This window comes from Pseudanabaena sp. CCNP1317, from assembly GCF_034931345.1.
In the GTDB taxonomy this organism is placed as follows: Bacteria; Cyanobacteriota; Cyanobacteriia; order Pseudanabaenales; family Pseudanabaenaceae; genus Pseudanabaena; species Pseudanabaena galeata.
This window is the reverse complement of record NZ_JAYGIF010000151.1, coordinates 11,481-36,382: the sequence shown is the minus strand read 5'-3', so window position 1 is coordinate 36,382 and position 24,902 is coordinate 11,481. Positions and strand designations below refer to the sequence as shown.

12 protein-coding genes are annotated in these 24,902 nt (G+C 42.7%); 11 read left to right on the top strand and 1 reads right to left on the bottom strand.

The genetic code is table 11. The features are described from left to right. Positions 1-23 precede the first annotated feature (23 nt). Complete coding sequence (locus VB775_RS23325; protein ID WP_281008739.1) at positions 24-1,409, top strand: UDP-N-acetylmuramoyl-tripeptide--D-alanyl-D-alanine ligase; 1,386 nt, start codon at positions 24-26, stop codon at positions 1,407-1,409. A 267-nt stretch (positions 1,410-1,676) separates the two neighbouring features. On the opposite strand, the gene VB775_RS23320 is transcribed toward VB775_RS23325, so the two are convergent. Continuing rightward, on the bottom strand, positions 1,677-4,808 hold the full coding sequence (locus tag VB775_RS23320; RefSeq protein WP_281008738.1) for a PAS domain S-box protein: 3,132 nt from the start codon (positions 4,806-4,808) through the stop codon (positions 1,677-1,679). 509 nt (positions 4,809-5,317) lie between these two features. On the opposite strand from VB775_RS23320, the gene VB775_RS23315 reads away from it, so the two are divergent. The 10 genes from VB775_RS23315 to VB775_RS23270 all read left to right on the top strand — a co-directional run bounded on the left by VB775_RS23315 (position 5,318) and on the right by VB775_RS23270 (position 24,727). Then, positions 5,318-6,562: a BMP family lipoprotein gene (locus VB775_RS23315; RefSeq protein ID WP_281008737.1), complete on the top strand. Its 1,245-nt coding sequence runs from the start codon at positions 5,318-5,320 to the stop codon at positions 6,560-6,562. Between the two features lie 431 nt (positions 6,563-6,993). Continuing rightward, a complete protein-coding gene (locus VB775_RS23310) occupies positions 6,994-8,229 on the top strand; it encodes a response regulator (protein ID WP_281008736.1) in 1,236 nt (411 codons plus the stop codon). A gap of 67 nt (positions 8,230-8,296) precedes the next feature. Then, complete coding sequence (locus tag VB775_RS23305) at positions 8,297-8,662, top strand: response regulator transcription factor (protein WP_281008735.1); 366 nt, start codon at positions 8,297-8,299, stop codon at positions 8,660-8,662. Between the two features lie 13 nt (positions 8,663-8,675). Beyond that, entirely contained in the window at positions 8,676-9,197 is a 522-nt protein-coding gene (locus tag VB775_RS23300) for a chemotaxis protein CheW (RefSeq protein ID WP_281008734.1), read from the top strand. An 81-nt stretch (positions 9,198-9,278) separates the two neighbouring features. After that, the gene (locus tag VB775_RS23295) at positions 9,279-11,636 is read left to right on the top strand and encodes a methyl-accepting chemotaxis protein (RefSeq protein WP_281008733.1); all 2,358 of its coding nucleotides are present in this window, start codon (positions 9,279-9,281) and stop codon (positions 11,634-11,636) included. 70 nt (positions 11,637-11,706) lie between these two features. Continuing rightward, a complete protein-coding gene (locus tag VB775_RS23290) occupies positions 11,707-14,319 on the top strand; it encodes a methyl-accepting chemotaxis protein (protein ID WP_281008732.1) in 2,613 nt (870 codons plus the stop codon). A gap of 56 nt (positions 14,320-14,375) precedes the next feature. Beyond that, positions 14,376-17,834 carry a hybrid sensor histidine kinase/response regulator gene (locus tag VB775_RS23285; protein ID WP_281008731.1) on the top strand — a complete coding sequence of 1,153 codons (3,459 nt, stop codon included), beginning with the start codon at positions 14,376-14,378 and terminating at the stop codon, positions 17,832-17,834. A 232-nt stretch (positions 17,835-18,066) separates the two neighbouring features. After that, positions 18,067-18,522, top strand: a complete 456-nt coding sequence (locus VB775_RS23280) for a chemotaxis protein CheW (protein WP_281008730.1) — start codon at positions 18,067-18,069, stop codon at positions 18,520-18,522. 100 nt (positions 18,523-18,622) lie between these two features. Beyond that, positions 18,623-19,306, top strand: coding sequence for a two-component system response regulator RppA (gene rppA / locus VB775_RS23275; RefSeq protein ID WP_281008729.1), 684 nt, complete (start codon positions 18,623-18,625; stop codon positions 19,304-19,306). Between the two features lie 303 nt (positions 19,307-19,609). Continuing rightward, entirely contained in the window at positions 19,610-24,727 is a 5,118-nt protein-coding gene (locus VB775_RS23270) for a translocation/assembly module TamB domain-containing protein (protein WP_281008728.1), read from the top strand. The last annotated feature ends 175 nt before the right edge of the window (positions 24,728-24,902 follow it).

Genomic DNA, 24,902 nt, shown 5'->3' with positions numbered 1-24,902 from the left:
GCTACGAACAGAAAAAATTAAGCATGACCTGTATTTGTACGATTAGCCAAGCGATCGCCATCACATCCGCAACGGTTGCCAATATTGACGAAAACGCGCAAAACAAAGAGATAAGGGGCGTTATTTCCGATAGCCGCAAACTCAAAGCTGGAGAGTTGTTTGTGGCTCTAATAGGCGAAAATTTCGATGGTCATGGGTTTGTGGCTCAGGCGATCGCCCAAGGGGCAGTGGCGGCGATCGTCAGTCGTGAATGGGCTAGTTCCACTGCCGCCGCAGGTTTGCCTGTCCTAGCAGTTGACAATACGATCGCAGCCTATCAAGATCTAGCGCGTTGGTGGCGATCGCAGTTTTCAAACCCAGTAGTAGCGATTACTGGCTCTGTGGGCAAAACTACCACTAAAGAAATTATTGCGAGTATGTTGGCTTGCTATGTCACTACAGCCGATCATCGCGTCCACAAAAGTCAGGCTAATCATAATAATGATATTGGTGTAGCGCAAACCCTATTAGCGATCGCCCCTGAGCAGGATGATTTTGTGGTTGTAGAAATGGGAATGCGTGGTTTAGGTGAAATTGAGCGGCTTGCAAAAACGGCTTTGCCCACGGTAAGCGTAATCACCAATGTTGGGACGGCGCATATTGGGCGATTGGGATCAAGAGAAGCGATCGCCCAAGCTAAATGTGAACTTTTAGCGGAAACACCTCCCACTGGTACGGTTGTTTTGAATGCTAGTAATCCCCTTTTACTAGAGACTGCGAGCAAGGTTTGGGAGGGTAAAACGCTTACCTATGGTTTGGGAACTGGCGATATCAATGGAGAACTAATTGATAATCAGTTACAGGTAGAGGGTTTGACATGGGAATTACCCTTACCCGGTCGGCATAATGCTTTAAATTTTTTGGCAGGTTTAGCCGTTCTCAAGGCGTTAAATCTTGACTGGGCTAGGACTACTCAAGGGCTAGGGAAACTCGATTTACCCTTTGGCAGAGCGCAATTATACGAGTTGCCTCAAGATGTGATTATTCTTGATGAAACTTATAACGCTTCTCCTGAAGGAATGTTGGCTGCTCTAAGACAACTTGCGGATATGCCCGCCAAGCGTCATTGGGCGGTGTTGGGAACGATGAAGGAATTGGGAGAAATGTCTACTCAATTGCATCGTCAAGTCGGTGAAGCGATTAGTAAACTGGGAATCGAAGGAGCGATTATCTTGACCGATGGTGAGGCAGATGCAATTTTAGCAGGAGCCAATGGATCGTTAAAATATGCGATCGCCTGTCAGTCCTATGAAGATATTACACAGACGCTTTTACAAAAAGTCAAAAGTGGCGATCGGATTCTCTTCAAGGCTTCGCGATCGGTGGGTATGGATCAAGTGGTCAAAGCATTTCGCCAAACTTGGCAATAGTTTGCTTTAATCCAAAAGAATAATTGGTGGCGCTTTGCGCCACCAATTATTCTTTTGGGTTTATGTCCTAGTTTTGTACTCAAACCCCGCACTACCATTAATTAACTGATGTTACGTGGATAGAATTCCTACGATCATCTAAGTCTAGGGCTGGCACGGGGGCACAGCCCCTACAAAAATCTAAATTATTGGGGTAGGGGCAATCCCCCCCGTGGTTGCCCTGTTGTGCTAGCAGCAAAAGATTCATCATCTGAGTTCCACGTAACATCAGTAATTAAGTTTTTTCTGGAGTTGTTGTTGAATAATTTTAACTAGATAAGATAGTTTCACAGGTTTGGTCAGATATTCATTTGCACCAACTGCTAAACATTTTTCGCGATCGCCTGCCATGGCAAGAGCAGTTAAGGCAACAATCGGGATATGGTTAATATTTGGATTTGCTCGAATCTGGGCGATCGCGCCGATCCCATCTAAGACTGGCATTTGGATATCCATCAAAACTAGATCAGGGCTTTGGTCAATAATCATATTAATCGCCTCTTGACCGTTATTTGCAAAAATTAGTCGATATCCTCGACTAGTTAAATAATTAGAAAAGGTTTCAATATTACTTGGATTATCATCCGCTAGTAAAATCAAGGCATCAACCGACAAACTATTATCTAAATCGTTATCTAAACTACTATCTAAATTGCTGTCACAACGATGATTGTCAGCTAAATCAGGAGATTCTACGTTAATGCTCTCTCTATGGGGTAGAACTATCGAAAAACAACTTCCCTTACCGACTTGACTGGCAACCCTTACAGATCCTCCATGCAGTTCTGCAATCTGTTTGACTAGGGTGAGTCCTAGCCCTGTGCCTGCATATTGACGGTTTAGACTACTATCAATCTGGACAAAAGCTTGAAATAATTTACTAATATCTGTTGGAGAAATACCAATACCTGTATCGATGATTGAGAAGACTAGCGCATAGGCACATTCGGTAATTAATTCCAAAGCTTCTATCTTTTGAAGCTTCACTTCTAAGGAAACCATTCCATTTTTAGGGGTGAACTTGACCGCGTTGCTGAGTAGATTAATCAGAGATTGCCTCATGCGGCGTTCATCAACTATGATTGATTGGATGTTAGGGGCGATCGCTAATTTAAGCTGAATGTTTTTCTGATTAGCAACCTGTTTTACAAAGTTGAGACTAGACTTACAAAGATACTCTACCTCTACAGAGCTAAGTTCCAGATCTAATTTCCCTGCACCAATTTTGGCAACATCCAAAATGTCATTAATTAAAGCCAATAGATGCCGACCACTACTTTCAATTAGAGATAGCGATCGCATCTGTCGTTCATTGAGATCTCCAAATACTCCAGTCATCAAACCTTCAGACATTCCCAAAACCGCATTGAGCGGTGTACGAAGTTCATGACTCATATTGGCAAGAAACTCATCCTTAAGCTTGGTTGCTCTCGCTAGCTCAGCATTGGTTTCTATTAATTGTTGATTGGCAAACTGAAGTTCTTGAGTACGTTGCTCAACCCTAGACTCTAATTGCTGATTGAGTTGATAGAGAGCTTCGATCGCTTCTTGGCGTTCGACTTCCGCACTTTTCAAAGATTCTTCAGCTTGTTTGCGATCGCTAATATCTTCGATGACACCAACAAAAAGTGGTGGCTGACCAACTTCATCTAATATTTTAGAACTAGTTGTCCTTACCCAAAGCATCTTTCCATCTCGATGTAAAAGACGCTTTTCCATTTGATAGCCTTCACTTTCTCCAGATAAGACTTGAGTACGCAACCTCAAATTATCTTCGATCTCTTCAGGCAGCATATTATCAGTAAATCGCATTAACTGTAGTTCTTGCTCAGAATAGCCAACCATTTGTTGATAGAAAGGATTAGCCCGCACAAATCTACCATGAGCATCAGTAATCGCCATACCTACAACTGAGCGTTCAAACATCGCACTTAAAAGAGATTCACTAGCTCTTAAGCGTTGTTCACTCTGTTGTAAAGCTATGGCTGAAATCTTGCGATCGCTGATGTCTTCGGCTACAGCCGCAATTTGCTCAATGTTCCCTTGGGCATTTTTTAAAGAGAAGCAGCGTCCCCATATCCATCGAACTTCTCCATCAGGACGCACAATTCGATACTCTTCACTAAAGGCTCCACTATTAGCAGTTAAGACATGAGCTTGATTAATTCTATCTATATCTTCAGGATGAATCGACTGCATCCATATATCAGGATTTTGATATAAATTCTCACTTGGTTGCCCCCATATCTCTGAATATCTAGGACTCACATACAGAACCTTGTTGGAGCGAGCTTCACGAATGACAATCACAGCCCGATTATGGTCAGCAAATTGACGAAACATATTATTACTATCAGCTAGTGCCGATGTCCTTTCTTGCACTTGACTCTCTAGTAACTTATTTTGATTTTGGAGTATTTCAAGTTTTTCTTGCTCTAGTCGGGACATTTTTGTTTCTAGAACAGAGACTAATTTATAAATTTCAGTTGGTTGTAATGTCCTGAGCAGATCGCTTTGACCAATGATTCCCTCCATTTGTCCATCGATATTTGTAACTATTAAATGATTAATCATCCGCTCTTGCATAGTCTCCCGCACTGTCCACAATGTCTCATCTCGACTGACTGTCTCCACAGGGAAGCTCATGACTACATCTACAGATGTTTTTACTAGATCTAACTCTAAAGCAAGATACTGCACGATATCGCCTTCAGTAACAATGCCTACAGGACATAAACCACCATCACACTCTGAGACAACTACTACCGAGCTAACCTTCTGTTCTAACATCAAGTTCGCAATTTTTGAGACTGAAGCTGTAAGACTTGCATATACTACATCGGTAATCATTATCTCTCTAACCTGACGCAAGCGCAGCATATCGACGGGTCGCAACAACTGTCGCAAACTCTCATGGGTGAGTAACCCAACGACTTCACTGAGATCGTTTACTAGGGGCAAATGTCGAATGTTATAACGATGGAAGCGGTTAATCGGCACAAGTATATCGGTAAATTCCCATTCCAATAGTGATTGAACTGGATATGTCATCACCTCAAAGATTGCCGTCTCAGTCAGATTACATTTTGAATTTTGGGCTGATTGTCCACAAAGCTTTACCAAATCCCGTTCTGTCAAAATCCCAATTAGCTTCTTCTCTTCGGTTACTAAAATGCAACTATTTTGGGCATGGGCTAATTGCAAGTTGGTTTCTGAGTCAATTTCACATAATAGATCGCAAGTTTGACTACCTACACTCATCAAGGCGATCGCATCTGCAATTGTTGCACTTGCCGAGATTGTTAAGGGAGAACGAATGATAGCCTGTTCAAGCGAAACTTCCTGACTATTAGCATACATAGGCACAACCGCAGAATTTTATAAAATCTATATCTAAACATCCCTTAGCCAAATTTTACTTTAAGTTCTTAAGTTTTTGTTTAATTACTTCAAAACAGCAGTAAATCTCATTGCAAAACTGATTTTATTGTTTTTAGCGTCTAGGGCGCTAAAAACAATAAAATCGGTTTCATGAAAGCCTACTGATGGTAGGCTTTCATGAAACCGATTTTTATAATGAGTCTCGTTGCCAAAACGCTGTAAGTAACGTCAGTTCGACGAAAGCGAAAAATGGTAAGAATTGCTAAGCGATTCTTACCATTTTTCGTCATTTGCATCGTGCGAAGCACGGCGCAAATGGCTATATCGAACTCACGCTGTAAGTAACCTCAGTTTGGGTTACTTACTCTATGGACTATCAAAAATCTTTAGGTGGCTAGTTGATTTGTAATAAATGTAACAAATATTCACTACATATTTGTTGCAGCTATTGCTAGTCTTCTTAAGGTAAATGTTTGTTATATAAGCCCATGAAACTAGTTGTTAATAGAGGTTCTGCTGTAGTCTCTGCCAATCACCTATGGGCGACAGCACTTGTGGGGTTTTTAGCTGGATCTTGCAATAGTAATTCTGCACCTGTCTCTCCAACTTCTGTGGCGGAGGGGCAGAATTTTCAAGCAGCAATGATTTTAGTTGGACCCAAAAATGATTCGGGCTGGAATCAGGCGCATTACGAAGCAACAAAATATGTAATGGAAAAGCAATCAGGTATCCAGTTTAAGTATGTCGAGCAGGTTAATCCTGGCGATCGCCCTAATGTTAAAGCATCGCAAGTAGCTGAAGACCTGATCAATAAGGGCGCTAAACTCGTAATTTTTAATTCCGATGATTTTAAAGATGAAGCTTTGGCAACGGCAAAAAAACATCCTAATGTATCGATCATTCACGCCAGTGGAGACTATGCTTGGAAGGAAGGGAAAAATTTTAAAAACCAAGCAAATCTAGGCAATGTCATGCCACAGATTGAGTACGGCAAAATGATTGCTGGTTGTTCGGCGGCGCTTAGCTCTGAGACGGGTAAAATCGGCTATGTGGGGCCACTAATCAATGATGAAACTCGCAGGCTTGCTTCAGCTAGCTATTTAGGTGCTAAATACTGTTGGCAAACCTATCGGAAAAAGAATCCTGCTGATTTAAAGTTTAAAGTCGTGTGGATTGGCTTTTGGTTCAATATCCCCGGTAAAACTCTAAATCCCAGTAAGGTTGCTGATGATTTTTACAACAGTGGCTTTGATGTGGTAATGAGTGGTATCGATACTCCAGAGGTGTCAATCCAAACCAAAAAGGCTAATGAAGCTGGTAAAAAAGTTAAATTCCTCCATTATGATATCAAAACTGGCTGCAACCTTGCCCCTGACCTTTGCGTTGGGGTTCCCTATTACAACTGGGGCCCAGCCTATCTTGAGCAGATTTCAAAGGCAAAGGAAGGTAAATTTGCTGGTGAGTTTGTTCTTGCTAAACCGAATTGGGCAGATTTGAATAACCTTGATACTTCATCGATAGGTTTTGAAAAAGGCAAGGCTTTGGCTCCTGAGAATCATCAGTTCTTGACAAAATTTATTAATGGCTTGGGCGATCGCAGCATCGATCTTTATAAAGGACCACTGAACTATCAAGATGGAACTCCTTTTCTAAAGGCTGGAGAGACCGCAACACCACAGCAGATTTGGTACTTTTCCAAACTAGTACAGGGTATTGAAAGCGCGAGTAAGTAGGTAGCCCTACAATCAAGTCTTTGGTTTAACGTCAGTTCGACGAAAGCAGAGAATGGTAAGAATCGCTAAGCGATTCTTACCATTCTCTACCCTTTGCGCTCAAACCCAAACCCAGAAAATTTTTAAAAGGGTTGATTTACAAGCTGATTTACAAGCCTTTTAAAAATTTTTTGGAGGTTCGTTAGTTGGGTAATTGCTGTAAACTAAAGAATATTAAATTTTGCTCAAAAAGGGGGGTAGTTAGAGCGGAAAAATAATTTCTATAGTATAGTAGTTATCCTGAAATAAGGCTTATAAAACTCAATCAAATAATAAATTGTTTTTGTAGATAAGCTTGTCATAATCTGCTCAACGATTCTCTTGTCATTAACGAATAAGCAGATATTCATATCAACAGGTAATAAAGGCAAACAAGCATATTCTAATTGCCTGTGAATTTCGGTATCGCTCATAATATGCTACTTACCAGACTGGATCTAGTGGACACATCAACCCAATTACAACCTAAGTTTATTCAAGATTTGAAGCAGTTACATGTTCTGTTTCAGCAGGCTACTGGTGAACTTTTGGTGACTGGAGACCAAGAGGGTGAACCTGCTTGGAACATATATTTTTATTTGGGGCGGTTGGTGTATGCAACGGGAGGCAAACATCGGGTTCGCAGGCTAGCAAGAGCGATCCGTCAACATTCACCCCAAGTAAATATTCAAGAATTGCTTGAAGATGCCGAGCCAACCAAGGAAGCTTGGGAGTTAAAGGTAATTGAAAAGGCTATTCATGACAATCAACTGACAACAGAACAGGCTCGTGCAATTATTCAGTCAAGTATTCATGAAGTTTTTTATAGTCTCAGCGACCAGAAACAGCCTAAATCATCTTGGAAACCCTTAGAAGCACTAGCGTTTAAACCGATTGTTGCTTTACCTACAACCCAAACTTTAGATAGTATTGTGGCTGCTCAAGCGAGGTGGCAACAGGCGGGGTTATCCCATGTACAGAATATGATTCAGGGGTTTTCCTTTGATTTAGCTCCCTATATAGCTAATCCAGACCAGTTAGATGTAATGCTCAAGGCTGACGCGATCACAGTCAAAACCTATAAAACCCTTAAGAAAATTTTAAATGGCAAAAATACCCTATGGGATATGTCGATTATTATGCACTGCTCAATGATTGCCGTGATGCGATCGCTGTTGCCTCTGGTAGTAGACGGAATTGTTGCTTTTCAGGAGGTTGAGGATTGGACTTCACCAAATTGGAAATTTCCCAATAAGCCCAAGGATATGCCAATGCGAGGTTTAATAGCCTGTATTGATGACAGCCCCCAAGTGGCGCTAGAAATGAAACGTATCCTTGAGCCATTAGGCTATGAAGTTATGGGAATTACCGAACCATTGCAAAGTGTTAGTACTTTATTGCAACGTAAGCCTGATTTGATTTTTCTGGATTTGGTGATGCCAAATACTAATGGCTATGAACTATGCACTTTTCTCCGCAAAACTACAACATTTCAGGAAATTCCAATTGTCATTTTGACGGGACGAGATGGGATGATTGATCGGGTAAGGGCAAAGATGGCTGGGTCTTCGGATTTTTTGAGTAAACCCCCCGATCCCGCAAAAGTGCTGCAAATATTGCGAAAGTTTTTGCAAGTATCTGAAAACTAACTATTTTGCGGGCATTATCTCTCAACTCATCAGTTAAAACAATAAAAGTAAAGGAAAAAATTTAGATATGAGTACAATTTTAGTGGTTGAGGACACAATGACTCAAGCTGAGATTATTACTAGCAGTCTTAGAAATGCTGGCTTTAATACTGTTTTGGCAATGAGTGGCGCTGAAGCTAGAACTAAAATTAGCCAACAGAAGCCTAGCGCCATTGTTTTGGATGTGGTGTTACCCAATGAAAGTGGATTTGAGTTATGTCGAGATCTCAAGGAAAAACCTGACACAATGGATATTCCGATCATCCTTTGTTCCACTAAGAGTGGTGAGATGGATAAATTTTGGGGCATGAAACAAGGCGCTTCAGCTTATCTAACCAAACCTGTTGATGTTGCTGAACTGATCCGCACGATTAAATTACTAGTAAAAGATTAGGAAGGCGATCGCCATGACAAGTCAGATGATTGACAGTCAGACAAATCTCAATCAGCTATCTAAATCTCAGATGAAGACTGCACAATTTTTGTCATTCTATCTGGAGGCTGACCAGCAAGCCTTACTGCCTACCGATCAGTTGCTGGAAATTGTCAAGGTTAATTTGTCGCAAATAACGGCGATCGCAGGTCTAGACAAAAGCGTAATGGGGATCTATAACTGGCGTGGAGAGGTGATTTGGGTTATTGATTTAGCTAGTCTTTTGGGATATAAGCCTCTCTATGCACAGGAATATACGCAGGAAAAATTTCAGGACAAGTGCCACATCATATTTCTGCGTAGCCAAGAAAATGTCATTGGCTTTGCGGTTTCCCATGTTGGGCAGATGATGAAATGCGATGTTGCTAAAATCCAATCTTCAGTACTCACCTTTGCGAATCCAGAGATGATGCAAGTTTGTCGGGGCTATTGGTTGAGTGGTGATGAAGAGACATTTTTAGTCCTTGATGGCAAGGCGATCGCGCAGATTATCTAGACGCTAGATAAATTTTGTTTGTTTTGAGATTTTTTAAAATTTTTTAGATTAATTTAGTTAGATTAATACGGAGAATCAGCAATGTTGACACAAGATAACCAACCCAAAAATCAACCACAAGCACTCGACAACAGCAATAACCCGAATGGCAACTTGGACAACGACCATCATACAGAGTTAGTTTCTCTGGAAAATTTACTAGAAGATGTCCCACCCATTCCAATAAATGAAAAGCCGAAAAAATGGGGATGGCGATCGCTGACTCTGCGTACCAAAGCAACATTTCTGGCGATAACGATTAGTACGATTCCTGTGGTCGTTATTGGTAGTGTGGCGGCTTATCTATCTAGCGTATCTCTAGGCGAAAGAATTCGGGAAACGCAACTACAGAAAACAAATGCGATCGCCGATAAGATTAATCGTTTTATGTTTGAGCGATATGGTGATATTCAGGTGTTAGCAACCCACCCAATTATTGCGAATCCGAAAGTACAGGCGGTATTACCTCAAACCGAGAGAGAAGCCGTACTTAATGACTATGCTCGTACTTATGGAATCTATGACCTAGTTGCCTTTGCGAATCTGAATGGGATCACCACAATTCGATCTACATCTACCCAAGACCCCAATGCCAGTATTAAAGATCGTGACTTTTTTAAACATGTCATTACTAAGGGAACTCCATTTATTTCGCAGCCAGTGTTGTCTCCAACTGATAAAAGTAACAGTTTGATCGTAGCTGCGCCCGTAAAGGAGAATGGCACAGATAAGTTGATCGGTGTGATGCGATCGCAAATTCCTATTGATCGATTGGGTGAAATTATCAAAGGAAGTATCAATAATGATGAGGATGAATATCATTTAATCGATGCAACAGGCAAAATATTTCTGGCTGAAGAAAGCGATCATGAAGGTAACCTGTCTCAGATGGAATTGCCAAGTCTAGCATCAGCGGTCAATAGTAAGACCACAAGTACAGTTGTGGGAATTGACCTTCTTGACGGGAAAGAGCAATTTTTAACCTATGTGCCATTACCTGCTTATCGCAATATGCCTAGTCTCAACCTAGGAGTGATTATTGGCATTGATACGGGTGGTAGTGTTTTCAAGCCTCAACGAGATTTATTACTAACCTTCGCGACAGGTACGGGGTTAACAGCTTTGTTGGTTGGGTTTATAGCCGCCCTACTTGCCAATCGAGCTGTTAAACCAATTCAGGAAGCAGCTAAGGTTGTAGCCAAAATCGGACAGGGAGATCTGGAGACTCGCTTAGAGGTTGCTAGTGAAGATGAACTAGGCGTACTATCTAGCAACATTAACGGAATGGCAGAACAACTCAAGTATCTGAGTGAGGTACAGCAACAAGAAGCAGGAAGACTAGAAAAAGCCCGACAAGAAGCTAGAGCCGAGGCAGATGAACGCGCTGAACAGCAAAGGCAAGAGAAGGAATTCTTGCAACGTCGTGCATTAGAGCTACTGATGGAAGTAGATCCAGTTAGTCGTGGAGACTTGACGATTCGGGCAAACGTAACTGCTGATGAGGTTGGCACGATCGCTGACTCCTACAATGCCATTATTCGCAACTTACGGAAACTGGTACTAGATGTACAGGGTGCATCGCAGTCCGTAACCCAAACTGCTACAAGTAACGAAATATCTGTGCGATCGGTATCCAATGAGGCTCAAAAGCAGTCAGAGTCCATTAACTCGGCGCTACAGGAAATTCAAGTCATGGCTGAGTCGAGTCGAGGTGTAGAAACTAGAGCCAAACAAGCAGAGCAAGGGATGCAAATCGCGGCAACAGTTCTCCAAGAAGGCGATGAAGCAATGAATCGCACAGTTGAAGGGATTTCGGAAATTCGTGAGACTGTCTCGGAAACGGCGAAAAAGGTCAAACGGCTAGGTGAGACTTCGCAAAAGATTTCACGAATTGTGAACTTAATTGGTAACTTTGCGGCTCAAACCAATTTGTTAGCGTTGAATGCGGCAATCGAAGCAGCCCGTGCTGGCGAAGAAGGAAGAGGTTTTAGTGTGGTTGCCGAAGAGGTACGCGATCTGGCGGAGCAGTCGGCAGCATCAACGGCGGAAATTGAACAGCTTGTGGAAGAGATTCAAGCCCAAACTAATGAAGTAGTTGCCGCGATGGAGACGGGGACTGAGCAAGTAGTCACAGGCACAAAGCTTGTCCAAAATGCCCGTGAAAAACTAACGCAAATCGCAATGGTAAGTAAGCAGGTCAACACCATTGTTCGGGAAATTGCGATCGCGGCGGATTACCAAACCCAAACATCCGATCACATGGGTCAGACGATGCAAGAAGTCGCAGCGATCGCCGAGGATACATCAAAACAATCTGAAGATGTGGCGCGATCGTTCTCTGAACTTTTGCAAGTTGCTCAAGATTTACAGGTAAGCGTATCTCAGTTCAAAGTCGCTTAAGTTTAGTTTATTCAGTGCGAAGCACTGAATAAACTAATTAAATATTTGATCCTAAGATTTAGAGAAGACTATGTTAATTCAAGACAAACCAGAAATCCCTCCCTCTGAAAATCCAGAGCCAATTTTACCCCAAAAGTCAATCACCCGAATCTCACTGCCAGAGAGAGCTTCATCCATACTGCATCCCAAAACTCCTCTTTGGAAATTACCAGCCCAAGTTTGGAATAACTGGAGTGTACGCTGGAAGTTATCGATTGTGCTGTTATTAGCTTCAGGTTTGCCTGTATTAATCGTGACTCAAATCCTTGTTAAATCTTCAGAACAAGCTTCTCTTAGGGAACTACGGATCTCAGTACAGGAGAAGGGTTCATTCTTTGTTTCAGAGTATGTACTTTGGACAAATAATGAAAGTAAACAGGATGCAGAAGCGATCGCTAAAGCGTTAGAGTCGAATAGTTTTGATCTCAATGATGCTAACGAACTAGCAGCCAAACGGTCGATTCTGCAACCTTTGCTCCAAGTGAGCGGCGAAGGTGTTGAACCAGAATCTATTAAAAATATTAAGCTGATTACAGATAGTCGTGGGCGTAGCATTGAAGGAAATATACTCGTCCTTGACGAAGATTTTAGCAAGTTTCCTTTGCTTGCCTCCAGAGATCAAAGAAATCAACTAGAACTAATTCCTCAGCTATACAAACGGGGGAGTATTCCTACTGGTCGTAATTTGGCGAATTTACCAATTGTCAAAAATGCGATCGCAACAGGTCAACCAATGTATGGCATTGAACTAGTGAAATCCTCGGATTTGCAAGCCCTAGGACTAGAAAAGCCTGCCAATATCGGTATTCGTCCTCAAGCAATTCAAGGACTCGCTGAAAACAAGCAACCTGCGCCCGCAGGAACCTATGACATTGAGCAAGGGAAATCTGGGCTGATCAGCATGGCTGTATACCCGATCAAAGTTAAAGGACGCATCGTTGGTACGGCTGTGGTGGGATCGTTACTCAATCGCAATTATGGCATCGTTGATAAGTTTTCTAAACGCTACAATATGCCCACAGCAACTATCTTCGCTCAGGATTGGCGCGTTGCCACCAATGTCCCTTACGTCGATCCCAACACCAAAAATCCAGATAATACTAGAGCGATCGGTACTCGTTCAGCTCGTGAGGTTTCTGATGCTGTACTTCAACAAGGACAGGAATATGTTGGGGAAACCAACATCACAGGGATCAATTACCTCACCTTCTATGCCCCTCTTTACGATCACCGCAAGCTGATTGATGGGAACGCTAAACCAGTTGGCATTGCTTATGTAGGTCGTCCGCTATCAGAAATTCAAGAACTAGTTGGAACTCTATCCAACGCAGGTTATGCGATCGCAGGGATTTCAATTCTTGTAGCTGGAGCGATCGGCATCATCGTTGCTATTTCTTTTGCGCGGCCTTTGCGTATTTTGTCTAGTTTCACTCAAAAGATTGGTACTGGGGAAATAAGCGAACGTTTAACTGATAGCGATCGCCGCGATGAAATAGGCACATTATCACAAGAATTAAACAATATGGCTGAGCAGTTAGAAGTTCTAATTGCAGAAAAGCAACTAGAGGCTGAACGCATTGCTGAAGCTAGACAGGAAGCCGCTCAGAGCGAAGCTGAGCTACGCATTCAAGAACAGAAACAAGCCAAAGAGTTTATCCAAAAAAGAGCCTTGGAATTACTGATCGAAGTTGATCCGATCAGTCGTGGTGACTTAACGATTCGCGCTAAGGTAACGGAAGATGAAATTGGCACAATTGCCGACTCCTATAACGCCACTATTAGAAACCTTCGCAAGCTAGTAACAGAGGTTCAATCTGCTTCGCAGTCTGTATCTCAAACTGTTTTGCAGAACCAACCAACTATGCAAAACGTATCAGATGGAGTCTCAGAACAGATGTTAGCGATCGCCGAAACTCTAGAACGCATTCAGACACTTACCGAATTAATCTCAGGCGTAGAAATGCGTGCGATCCAAGCCGAAGCTCAAGTGAAATCAGCAAACCAAGCATTACTTGAAGGTGATGCAGCTATGAATAGTACCGTTGAAGGTTTTACAGCAATTCGGGACACCGTGTCAGAAACCGCCGAAAAAGTGCAGCAGTTGGGAGAAGCTTCACAGAAGATCTCCAAGGTCGTTAAACTGATTAGCGGCTTTGCCAGCCAGACAAACATGCTCGCTCTAAATGCTTCCATTGAAGCCGCAAGGGCTGGCGAAGAAGGGCAAGGTTTTGGAGTAGTTGCCAACGAAGTACGAGCGCTTGCCCAACGTTCGGCAAAAGCTACCACCGAAATTCGGCAATTGATCGAAGAAATTCAGGCTCAGGTTAATGATCTGGTCAAAGCGATGGCTGTTGGGACAAAACAGGTGAACAGTGGTTCACAATTGGTTGAAGAAACACGCCAAAAATTGACCGATATTTCGGCTTCCAGTCAACAGGTTAACCAACTAGTAAGGGAAATCGCCCAAGCTGCGGCTTTACAATCACAAACCTCGACTCAGGCTAGCCAAACGATTCAAAACGTGGCGACGATCGCTAGTTCTAACTCTAGTTATACCCAAAATCTAAATGATGCTTTTAGCCAGTTACTTAAAGTGGCTGAAGAATTGCAGGTTAGTGTAGCTCAGTTTAAAGTCAACGCATAGAAGCTAATACAAAGAATCAGGACAGAGAATCAGCAAAAAGCAATAGGATAGCAGCCATGTACAGTACAGAAACAGAAATTCACGATCAAGCCTATCAATTTTTTAAGCAAGAAGCGCCTGAATTTTTGCAAACAATTGAGACAGGGTTGCTCTCTCTACGTGAAGACAGAAGTACTGCGAATATTCACTCGATTATGCGTGCTGCTCACTCCATTAAGGGAGGCTCAGCAAGCCTTAACTTTGAAGGCATTAAAACCATCGCCCATCAATTAGAAGATGTCTTCCGATCGCTATATCGTTTTGAAGGCGAGATTGATGCGGATGTGGAAGGCTTGTTGTTACAGGCTTACGACTGTTTGCGGATACCATTAATGGATCAACTGCAATCAGGACATTACGAATCGGCAGCAGCTATCGCGACCGCCGAGCCTATATTTGAAGTGCTGAAGCTCTATTTGGGTGATACGGATGAAGATGTTGAATTGCCTACAGCCGCCGAGCTAGGTGTTGATATAGTGCAGATCGTGTTTGAAGGCGATGTGCAGCAGGGGATTTTAAGATTGCAAAATGTGCTTGCTAATCCCGAAGGTGTGCCTGTGACAGGGGAAATTCGAGCGCAAGTAGAAGTATTTAGCGGTATTGGCGAACTGTTAAATTTATCTGGATTTAAAGCGATCGCCCAAGTGACATTAGATGCTCTCGAACATAATCCTGATAATCCCATTTTGGTAGGGAAAGTGGCGATCGCTAACTTTGAAGCTGCCCGTGCCGAGGTTTTGGCAGGTGATCGCGCTCAAGGAGGGCAACCTAGTCAAGAGTTAATTGCTCTGACAAAACCCCACAATCAAACCGATCACGATCTAGTAAGTCAGGCAATGATAAAGATGGCAACTTTATCTGAAGAATCTCCTTTTGAGGAGGAGTTTGACAATGCTGACGATTGGTTCCTATCTTTAGAAAAAGAACTAGATGAAATTAAATTTCCAGTTCCTCAGTCAGATTCACAAAAGGAAGCTAACAACAAAATACAAATAAATATTCAAAGCGAAACTCAAAATGAAACTCAAAATAAAACTCAAGAAGATGTAATCTCAGATATTTTTGTCGATAATTTTCTAGAAGTAACTCCAGAAGTAACCCTAGAAACAAGCTTAAACTTACTGGCTGATAGGACGGAATTTACCGAGCTTGATGATGATATCTCCTCAATCAACTCAGACCTATTAAAAGCAAAAATAGAACCCAACGGATTTGATGATTTTGATAAGGTAGATCTAGATCAACTAGATATAGATCTAGACCAAAATTTTGATATTTTTCCCATTTCTCAATCACATCTAGACGAAGAAGTATCTAATATCAATGAGGCTTTAGAAAAAAATAACTTTAATGATTTTGATACCGCATCAGATATATCTGAATTATCTGATTTCTTTAGACCTCAAGAGCCTTCATTAACAGAATTAGCCACTCCCTCTCCCCTGCCATTGTCTGAGTCTCCACAAAATTCCAAATCACTAATAGCCAAAAATTACGCTTCCAAAGAGACTGCCTCTATTCCAACAACTGCCACTCCTTATATAGCCGAAACCATCCGAGTCGATTTGCCTAGATTAGATCGATTGAATAACTTCTCTAGTGAATTAGTGACACAAGAGAATGCTTCGATCCTGCAAAATCAGCAGCTTCAATCTAAAATTGAACGCATTCAAAAGCAGTTCAAAAGTTTCGATCAACTTTCAAAAAATCTGCAAACTTGGCTAGATAAAGCGCAGCGATCGCAAGTTAGAACCCAAGAGCTAACTGTAGATTCTGCTCGTCTTAATGCTATTCCCACCAACTTTTCGACTTCAGCTAGTCTATTAGCAGATTTCGATCCATTACAAATGGATTCCTATGGGCATCTGCATAGCTTTATCCAAGAAGCGCTTGAAGATATCGCGCAGATGGATGAAGGAATGCGCGATATGAAGGTTTTAATGCAACAGACACAACAAACTCAACGACGCAAACAGCAAATCCTGAAACAGCTACGGTATGACCTATTGTGGTCAAGGATGTTGCCCTTAGGTGACATCCTCAGCAGCTTACCGCGCATGGTGCGGGAGATGTCCAATAAGTATAATAAACAGGTCAGCCTGAAACTATTCGGCACAGGTACATTAGTTGATAAATCCGTATTGGAAAAGCTTTATGATCCCTTTGTGCATTTAGTCCGCAATGCCTTCGATCATGGTACAGAGTCTACTCAAAAGCGTCTAGATCTCGGTAAGCCTTTGATTGCAACCATTGAAATTCGTGCTTACTATCGTGGCAATCAAACCTATATCGAAATCAAGGATGATGGTCAGGGCATTAATCCCGCCCATATCAAAGCAAAGGCGATCGCGACTGGTTTATTGGAATTAGAAAAAGCGGATCAGATTACCAATGAAGAACTCTATCAGCTTTTGTTTGAGCCTAGCTTTTCGACAGTAGAAGCCGTTTCGGAATTGTCAGGTCGAGGCATGGGGCTGTCAACTGTCCAAGAGCAAGTTCGCAGTCTCAAAGGATCAATTGAAATCAAGTCAGAAATAGGACAAGGTACGACTTTTACAATTAAACTGCCGCTCACTTTGAGTATTGCCAAACTACTGATCTTCAGCATTCAAGAGCGGTTATTAGCGATCGCCATCGATACCTTGCTGGGAATTATCCCCATTGAGGCTAATGAAGTGCAAATCATCCAAGGCAGTAGGTTTTACCGTTTTGAAGATCGGTTAATCCCTCTATATTCCACCGACCTATTTGCAGAGGGCTATCCATTACCCAAACAGTCCCAAGACATATTCAATACCGAATCATTCACTGAAGAAAATCAAATCACCTTGTTACTATTTTCCGATGGGGATCAAATTATGGCGCTGCCTATAGATCGCGTACTCAACGAGCAGGAATTAGCAATTAAGCCTTTTGGCAAAGCGATCGCACCACCATCCTATCTTTATGGTTGTACGGTATTGGGTAATGGTACGCTTGTGCCTGTAATTGATACTTCAGCATTGTTGTCGATCCAACAATCATCTAGTACTACGGTTGGAGGTTATCTATCTACAAATAACGCTATTTCTACTCCGCCTTTACTGGAAGCTAAACCGAAGTTTATCCAAAGAAAAACACTTCTGATTGTGGATGATTCACTCACCGCTCGCCAATCACTGTACTTGACATTAGAAAAGTTTGGTTATCAGGTACTCCAAGCAGGGGATGGACGTGAGGCGATCGAGCAACTTGCGAGAACCTCTGAAATTCAAGCTGTATTGTGTGATGTGGAAATGCCTAATATGAATGGATTTGAATTCTTAGCAGCTTGTCGTAAAGATCCTCGCTATCAAAATATCCCCATTGTGATGCTCACTTCTCGCAGTGGCGCTAAACATCGCGGTGTGGCTCAGATGCTTGGTGCTTCAGGATATCTCACTAAACCCTATCTAGAGCAAGAACTAAGCAAAACTATTCAAAGCCTCCTTGTATAGGTGATGCTAGATGAACAAGGGGCTTAAGCCCCTTGTCTGTGACCCACCATCCTGAGAAACTATTCAACAATTACTTGCTAATGTTAAAAATTCTAAGAGATCCCCCTCAATCCCCCCTTAAAAAGGGGGAAGAATTAAATTCTCCCCCCTTTTTAAGGGGGGCTGGGGGGGATCTAGACAATTCCTAAATGGTTTCTGAGATTTGCGATATACGAAATTATAATTAACTACAATGCTTAGCAATAAAAAGAAAGAAGAGACACTTAAATTCCTGATCTTCTCAATGGGAAATCTCAATTTAGCGATGGGTATTGATAGTGTAGTGCGGATTATTCCTTTACCTCAAATTCATCGCAGTGGTAATAAGTTACTGGGAATAACGACCTATGAAGATCAAGAAGTTGTAGTGATTGATTTATATAAGCAAATTTATAATCAAGAGGTCAATCTAACTAAAGGTTTTTTGGTTATTTTTGCAGGTAAATATAGCTTGTATGGTCTTACGATCGCCGCTTTACCTAATGTAGAAGATGTTCCTGTGCATAAGTTACAACCAGTGCCAGCCGAATATCGCGATCGCGACACGCTCGGCATAGCTAGTCACATGATGCAAGTTTCCATCAAAAAATCTGATCCGCAAACTGTGTTTTTACTGGATTCAGCACTATTACTAAAAATGGCAAGTTAGGGACACTTAGTCAAATTCAGAACCGATTTTTGGTAGCGCGGCTTTGCCGCGCTACCAAAAATCGGTTTTATAATTAAAATTGCGGCAATGATGGAGATTTATGCGAATCCTATTGGTAGATGATGAAGAAGAACTCGCTGAACCATTACAACGGATTTTAACAAATCAGGGTTATGCGGTTGATAGTGCTAATAGTGGCGATCGCGGATGGGAGTTAGCTCAGACAGGTGGTTATGACCTATTGATTTTGGATTGGATGATGCCAGAGAAATCGGGAGTTGAGATTTGCAGCCAATTGCGCCAAAAAGGAGATAGCACCCCAGTTCTGATTCTTACAGCCAAAGATACTCTTGACGATCGCGTGACAGGGCTAGATAGTGGAGCCGATGACTATCTAGTTAAACCCTTTGAATTGCGAGAATTGCTAGCACGAGTAAGAGCTTTACTAAGACGTGTACCATTGCCGATCGCCTTAACTAGTGAACCAGCAAAATTAAGTTATGGAGATTTGGAACTTGATCGCGATAATCAAGTCGTATACCGAGATCAAGTGGCGATCGCTTTAACCGAGAGAGAATATCAACTCTTAGAATATTTTATGTTGCAGCCCAATCAATTACTAAGTCATGAGCAGATCTCCCAACATCTCTGGAAAGAAGGAGAAGATATTCCCACTAGTAACGCTCTCGCGGCTCAGATCAAGTTATTGCGCCGCAAAATTGATCGCGATCGCCAAATTTCTTTGATCAATACGGTGTATGGCAAAGGCTATCGTTTTGGCTAAAGCTTATTCTTGCGCCGAAGTCGCAGGAATAAGCAAGACTGGCTTTTGAGTTACTGGACTGTAATGATTGAGCTTTACTTGGTAAATAAAAGCTGATATTTTTTAAAAGCTTTGCTTATTAGCGCTTTCATAATTGTCGCGTTGTCGCCAGTCTTGTTAGGATCACAACCCAGAAGACTAGTTGCGGCGCAAAGCGCCGCAACTAGTCTTCTGGGTTGTGGCGACAGCTATAAAATTGGCAAACCGCTACAAGGCGAACATATGTAAAATGGTGTCGTGAGGGCATCAATGGAGTGAAATATTGTGGGACAGGCTCAACTACCGCCGCAGAGACCAACCAACTCTACATTCGCCAAAAAATTAGGGCGTGTAGGTGTGGGACTTGCGATCGCATTTACAGCAACTAGCTTAGGTGCTTTTTGGTATGGACGCTATTTTCTAAATGAGCAATTGTCGCCGCTATTACAAACTGAGCTTTCTAAGTCTCTCAAGCGTCCTTTACAGCTAGGAAAAGTTGAACGAGTTAGCTTTTCGAGTGTCAGGTTTGGCAAATCTCTGATCCCGCCCACCGATCAAGAGTCGAATTTCTTGGCTGTTGAAGCGATCGAAGTTAATGTTGATCTCTGGAGTTATTTGACCCGTCGCCAAATTGGTATTGATGCGATCGCGGAGCAGCCACAGGTATTTTTAAAGCAGGATGTTACAGGTTTACTGCAATTACCTAAACTCACACCGCCCGATCCACAGACCAAAGAAGGATTTGTTGATTTGCGGACGCTTACTTTTCGGGATGCTCAGATCACCATCCAAACGATCGATAAAGGTGAGCTAGTGTCTCTCAGTCAAGTGCAGATCGATAGCAATTGGAAGATCACCGATCCTAACAATCAAAGTTTGAAAATGAATGGTAAGGGGCGCGTAACTTTACCCAATCTTGCGGCGATCGCTACCCCGCCAAATCCTGAGCAGTTAAAAAAAGCGATCGAGACAGCCATTGCTGACAAGGAAGGCGATAAAGGTAGCGTCATTTTTGCGGTTGATTGGGATTTGACCAAAGGACAAGGGACAGTTGATCTCAAGTCTCAGAAATTACAAGTTGCCGCAGTTCAAGGATTTGCCGTTAACTTGCCCGTAGAAATTCAGCAAGGGCTACTTGATGCCGAAGCGACGATCTCTCTAATTGCGGAGAAAGAGAGTCCCACTATATCGGTTACCGCCCAACTGAGTGACGGAGCCATTAAGTCTCCACAATTAATCAAACCAATTACCGAAATTTCGGGACAGCTTAGCTTTGATGGGAATGATGCAACCCTTAAGGAATTTTCCGCAAATTATGGCTTGTTGACCACAACTGTTGATGGCACATTTAATCAACAAAAGGGCTTTAACTTGAATTTTACCAGTGCCATACTGGATCTCGCGAAAGGGCTTGAAAGTTTTGACATCAAAACCCCTGTGGCGATCGCAGGTGAGGTGAAGCTAGCAGGCAAACTCACGGGAACAGCCCAAAACCCATCCCTATCGCTCAACATTACTACCCCTAAAGTCGTTACCTTTGATCGAGTGACTGTTGATCGCTTCTTAGCTACGATCGAACTCAAAGATCTCAATACACTCCAAATCAAGAAATTCCAAGCCGCATCCACAGGCGCAACTCTCACAGGCGAAGGTCAGATCCGCTTACCTCAAAAAAATCAACCTGCGGAAATTCTATTTACCTCTAGCCTCGTGGGAGTTGCCGAAGAATTTACCAAGCTATATGGCGCGAAACTGCCCATCACCATTGGGCAAATTACAAGTTCTTTGCAAATCACTGGAGCTTTAGCAAATCCGCAAATTTTGGCACAGATTGAGGCTCCTAATGCCACCTATCCTACCAGAGGAGAGGTGTTTCTGGCGGATGGATTAGCCACAATTCGGAATACAAGGGTGCGCTTTCCCATTGGCGAGATTGGGCTAGCAGGTACTTACAATATTGTTAGTGGTGCTTGGAAATCCCAACTAAATAGCAATGGTATTCCGTTATCCGCTTTCCTGATGAATCAGAAAGGTATTCTCGAAGGGTTGATCAACTTGCGAAGTGATCGCGGTGGTTTTTCCTTAGCTGATATTACTGCTGATGGTGTTGTGCGATTACCACAAGGGTTGACGGAAGTTCCTGATGCGATCGTTGCTAATCTGACATGGGATGGCAGGAATTTGCTAGTCCCTTCCCTACAAGTTGGTAACTATCTAACCGCCAATGGTAAAGTTGATCTTGCTTTTCCCAATAATTCACGCAATGAATTCCCTACAGGTATCGCAGGAATCAACCTCGATCTGATTTCGCGCAATGTGAATATCAAGCGTTTAGCAACCCTCTCTAGCGCCATACCCGCTCAAGCGTCAGGCATCTTCAACTTTCGCGGCAACCTCTCAGGGGCGATTGATCAGCTTAAGATTGCGGGAGCATTGCAACTGGATAATGTTGATCTAGCTTCTTTAGGTTCTAGTTTTGCTAAACAAGGGGTAGTGGCTCCATCACGCGGCTCACTGGATTTTGATGGCACGATTAATGGTGACTTGGCGGCTCCCAGCCTAGTAGGTAATCTGCGTGTAGCCAGTTTAAAGGTCAATCAAATCGAACTTGATAGACTCACTTTTAACGGTGCTTTAAATGGAATTGGTAGCGTCATCCAAGCTACAGGTGATTTGCTACTAGCAGGACTCAGAGTTGATAAATTAGCCTTCGATCCTCGTTTAGAAGGCAAACTCAATTTTGATGGTAATCAAGGATTAAATGTTGACTTACGCGGAAAACGCGATCGCATTGCTGCGCGTCTAGATAGCGCTTTCCGTCCCATTGATTTTAATGTGAACTTAGGTGAATCGACGGCGACTGGTAGACGTTTTGAGAATAATCCCCGTCGTTTACAAGTGGCGATCAATAATATTCCTTTAGCACTAGCGGCTTCTCTCGCAGGACAAAATGATGTCAGTGGCAAGCTCTCTAGCAACTTAGTTGTTGATTTTACCAATAATCCCTCGGCAACAGGTGAGGTTACGGTGGAGCGCCCTCGCTTTGGGCGAGTGGTGGCGGAACGTGCGATCGCTAAAGTCACCTATGCCAATGGTATTTTGAATGTTAAAGAGGGCAACCTAAGTATTCGGCAGGGAGAAGTTAGTAATGAGTATAAATTCAATCTGACCTACAACCCCAAATCCGAAGACCCGATCGCTGGAGCCGTCGAAATTGCTCAAGGTCGAATTCAAGATGTATTTGCCACATTGCAATGGGCGAACATTGTTGATGTTACCCAAGGGCTTACCTTTGCTAAAAATAGAGCAGCAGAATTACAGCCCCTAGAAGCAATCCGATTAATGGGAGAGCCTCTATACAAGCAGTTGCAATATCTCACTCAGATCGAACTGCGACAGGAACAACAGGAAACCGTGGCTTCAGCCCGCAATTTTAATTTACCGCCGCTCACGGATTTTCGCGGTGATATCAAAGGTAAAGTCACCTTTGGTTTTAACCAACGCAGAGGTATTCGTGTCGGCTTTAATCTTGTTGGCAAAAAATTTGAGTATGGAAAGTTTGCTGTTGACGACATTCAAGTAGAAGGACGATATGCCTTTGGGGTTTTCAATATTGCCAATGCAAATTTCCAGTCCGACAAGAGCTATGGACGCATCACCAAGGCAAGAATTAGACTTACTCCTTCATCAAATCCATTATTCCGATTCCGTGAACAAAGTGGTGAAATTGAATTAAAAGATTTCCCCATTGAATCTTTACGACCATTGCCATTTTTTAGCGCAATTCCCTTTGATTTGACAGGAAAAGTTAACGGCAACCTCTCTATTTCTGGTACTAATTTGCTGGATTTAGGAGTTAAAGGACAGTTGAGCCTGACCGATGGCTCCGTTAACCGTCAACCAATCGATTTTGTGGCGGTGAAGTTTAACTACGACAAATTAAATATTAACTTCAATGCCAGCATGAAGGTGGCAGGTAAGGATTCTGTTGTCGCTTCGGGTAATTTTGGGGTTTTTGGGATCTTTGACGTTAAGCTTGATGTTAAGGATGAAGGTATTGCTTTTATCAATATTTTCAATCAACCTGTACGTTGGGTCAGTGGTAAAGGCAATATCAACCTCACGGCAAATGGAACCTTTAGAGATCCCAAAATCGCTGGAAAGATGACAGTCGATAATGCCAAGGTCAAGATTGCAGGTTTACCAGGAGATTTCACCGAGGTTCAAGGCACAATTGACTTCACTCGCGATCGCTTGATCAGTAACATCACTAGCAACTTTAGCGAAGGCAAACTCGCTTTAACGGGCATTCTCCCCATTAGTAATCCTAATCTAATCCCAACAGATAGTCCCGAATATCAACAAGCTCTTGCCATCAATGCCGATAGGCTCAAACTGAACATTCGCGATATTAGTTCTGACAACTTCAATACGCGAGTTATCGTTAGAGGCGCATTATTAGCACCAGTCATTACAGGGGAAGTGGCGCTAGGCGACGGGCGATTTGTCATCGGTAATGATGCTGATCCCAATAGTTCTGCTGCTCTAGCTGATGACAATAGCAATTTAGCCGATGTCGCCTTTGATCGCCTCGCGGTTAAATTGCAAAACATGCAAGTGACCCGCTTTCCCATATTTAATTTCTTAGGAGAAGGAACATTAGTCGTAAATGGAACCTTTCTCAAACCAGAGCCAGAAGGTAAAATTAATATCTCACGCGGACAGTTCAACGCAATTTCGACAAGGTTCCGCCTTGATCGCGCCTATGAAAACTTTGTCGAGTTTAAACCCGTTCAAGGACTAAATCCGACCCTCAACGTCCGTGTTTCTGGCGCTGTTGCCGAGATCACCCGCGTACCGATCAATTCCAATCGTCCCGACGATCTGTTCCGTCCCAATGAAGTACCTGTGAGCAATTTGGGGGCGCAGAAGACCCTACGAGTCCAAGCCAGTGTTACGGGTACAGCTCTTGCCCCCGATATCCGTCTCTCTAGCAGCCCACCACGTAGTCAAGCCGAAATCATTGCCCTAATTGGCGGCGGCGTTTTGCAACAACAGGGTGGCTCTGACCCTGCTTCAGCCCTTGCCAGTTTTGCAGGTGGTACAGTTCTCAACTTCCTCCAAGATGCGATCGGTGATGCGTTGAATCTTGCCGAATTTAATCTCAGTCCAGTTACTACGAATTCAGGCACTAGCAGTACAGGAACATTAGGACTGTCGGCTGAGGCGGCGATCGATGTCAGTAATAGTTTCTCGATCGCCCTGCAACGGATTATCAATGATTCCACCCAACCAACTAATTTCTCGGTGCGTTATCGTGTTGATCCAAATATTCTATTGCGCGGTAACTACGGGACTGATGGCAGCACAGGTATTTCGATCGAATATGAAAATCGCTTTTAAATTTAAAATAAGTTCGATATAGCCATTTGCGGCGTGCAAAGCACGCCGCAAATGGCTATTTTAAATTTACAACGCTTTGCTTCTGCTAGCTAAATTTTGGTAAAAGTCTCACCAAGTGAGACTTTTGTGACAAAATTTATAAGCACAAGTCAAAAAAGTTTTCGTTTAGATAGCC

Bases quoted from the DNA above. Each gene is read 5' to 3' on its own strand.
- VB775_RS23325 (WP_281008739.1), top strand. From the start codon at position 24: ATGACCTGTATTTGTACGATTAGCCAAGCGATCGCCATCACATCCGCA.
- VB775_RS23320 (WP_281008738.1), bottom strand. From the start codon at position 4,808: ATGTATGCTAATAGTCAGGAAGTTTCGCTTGAACAGGCTATCATTCGT.
- VB775_RS23315 (WP_281008737.1), top strand. From the start codon at position 5,318: ATGAAACTAGTTGTTAATAGAGGTTCTGCTGTAGTCTCTGCCAATCAC.
- VB775_RS23305 (WP_281008735.1), top strand. From the start codon at position 8,297: ATGAGTACAATTTTAGTGGTTGAGGACACAATGACTCAAGCTGAGATT.
- VB775_RS23300 (WP_281008734.1), top strand. From the start codon at position 8,676: ATGACAAGTCAGATGATTGACAGTCAGACAAATCTCAATCAGCTATCT.
- VB775_RS23295 (WP_281008733.1), top strand. From the start codon at position 9,279: ATGTTGACACAAGATAACCAACCCAAAAATCAACCACAAGCACTCGAC.
- VB775_RS23290 (WP_281008732.1), top strand. From the start codon at position 11,707: ATGTTAATTCAAGACAAACCAGAAATCCCTCCCTCTGAAAATCCAGAG.
- VB775_RS23285 (WP_281008731.1), top strand. From the start codon at position 14,376: ATGTACAGTACAGAAACAGAAATTCACGATCAAGCCTATCAATTTTTT.
- VB775_RS23280 (WP_281008730.1), top strand. From the start codon at position 18,067: ATGCTTAGCAATAAAAAGAAAGAAGAGACACTTAAATTCCTGATCTTC.
- rppA (WP_281008729.1), top strand. From the start codon at position 18,623: ATGCGAATCCTATTGGTAGATGATGAAGAAGAACTCGCTGAACCATTA.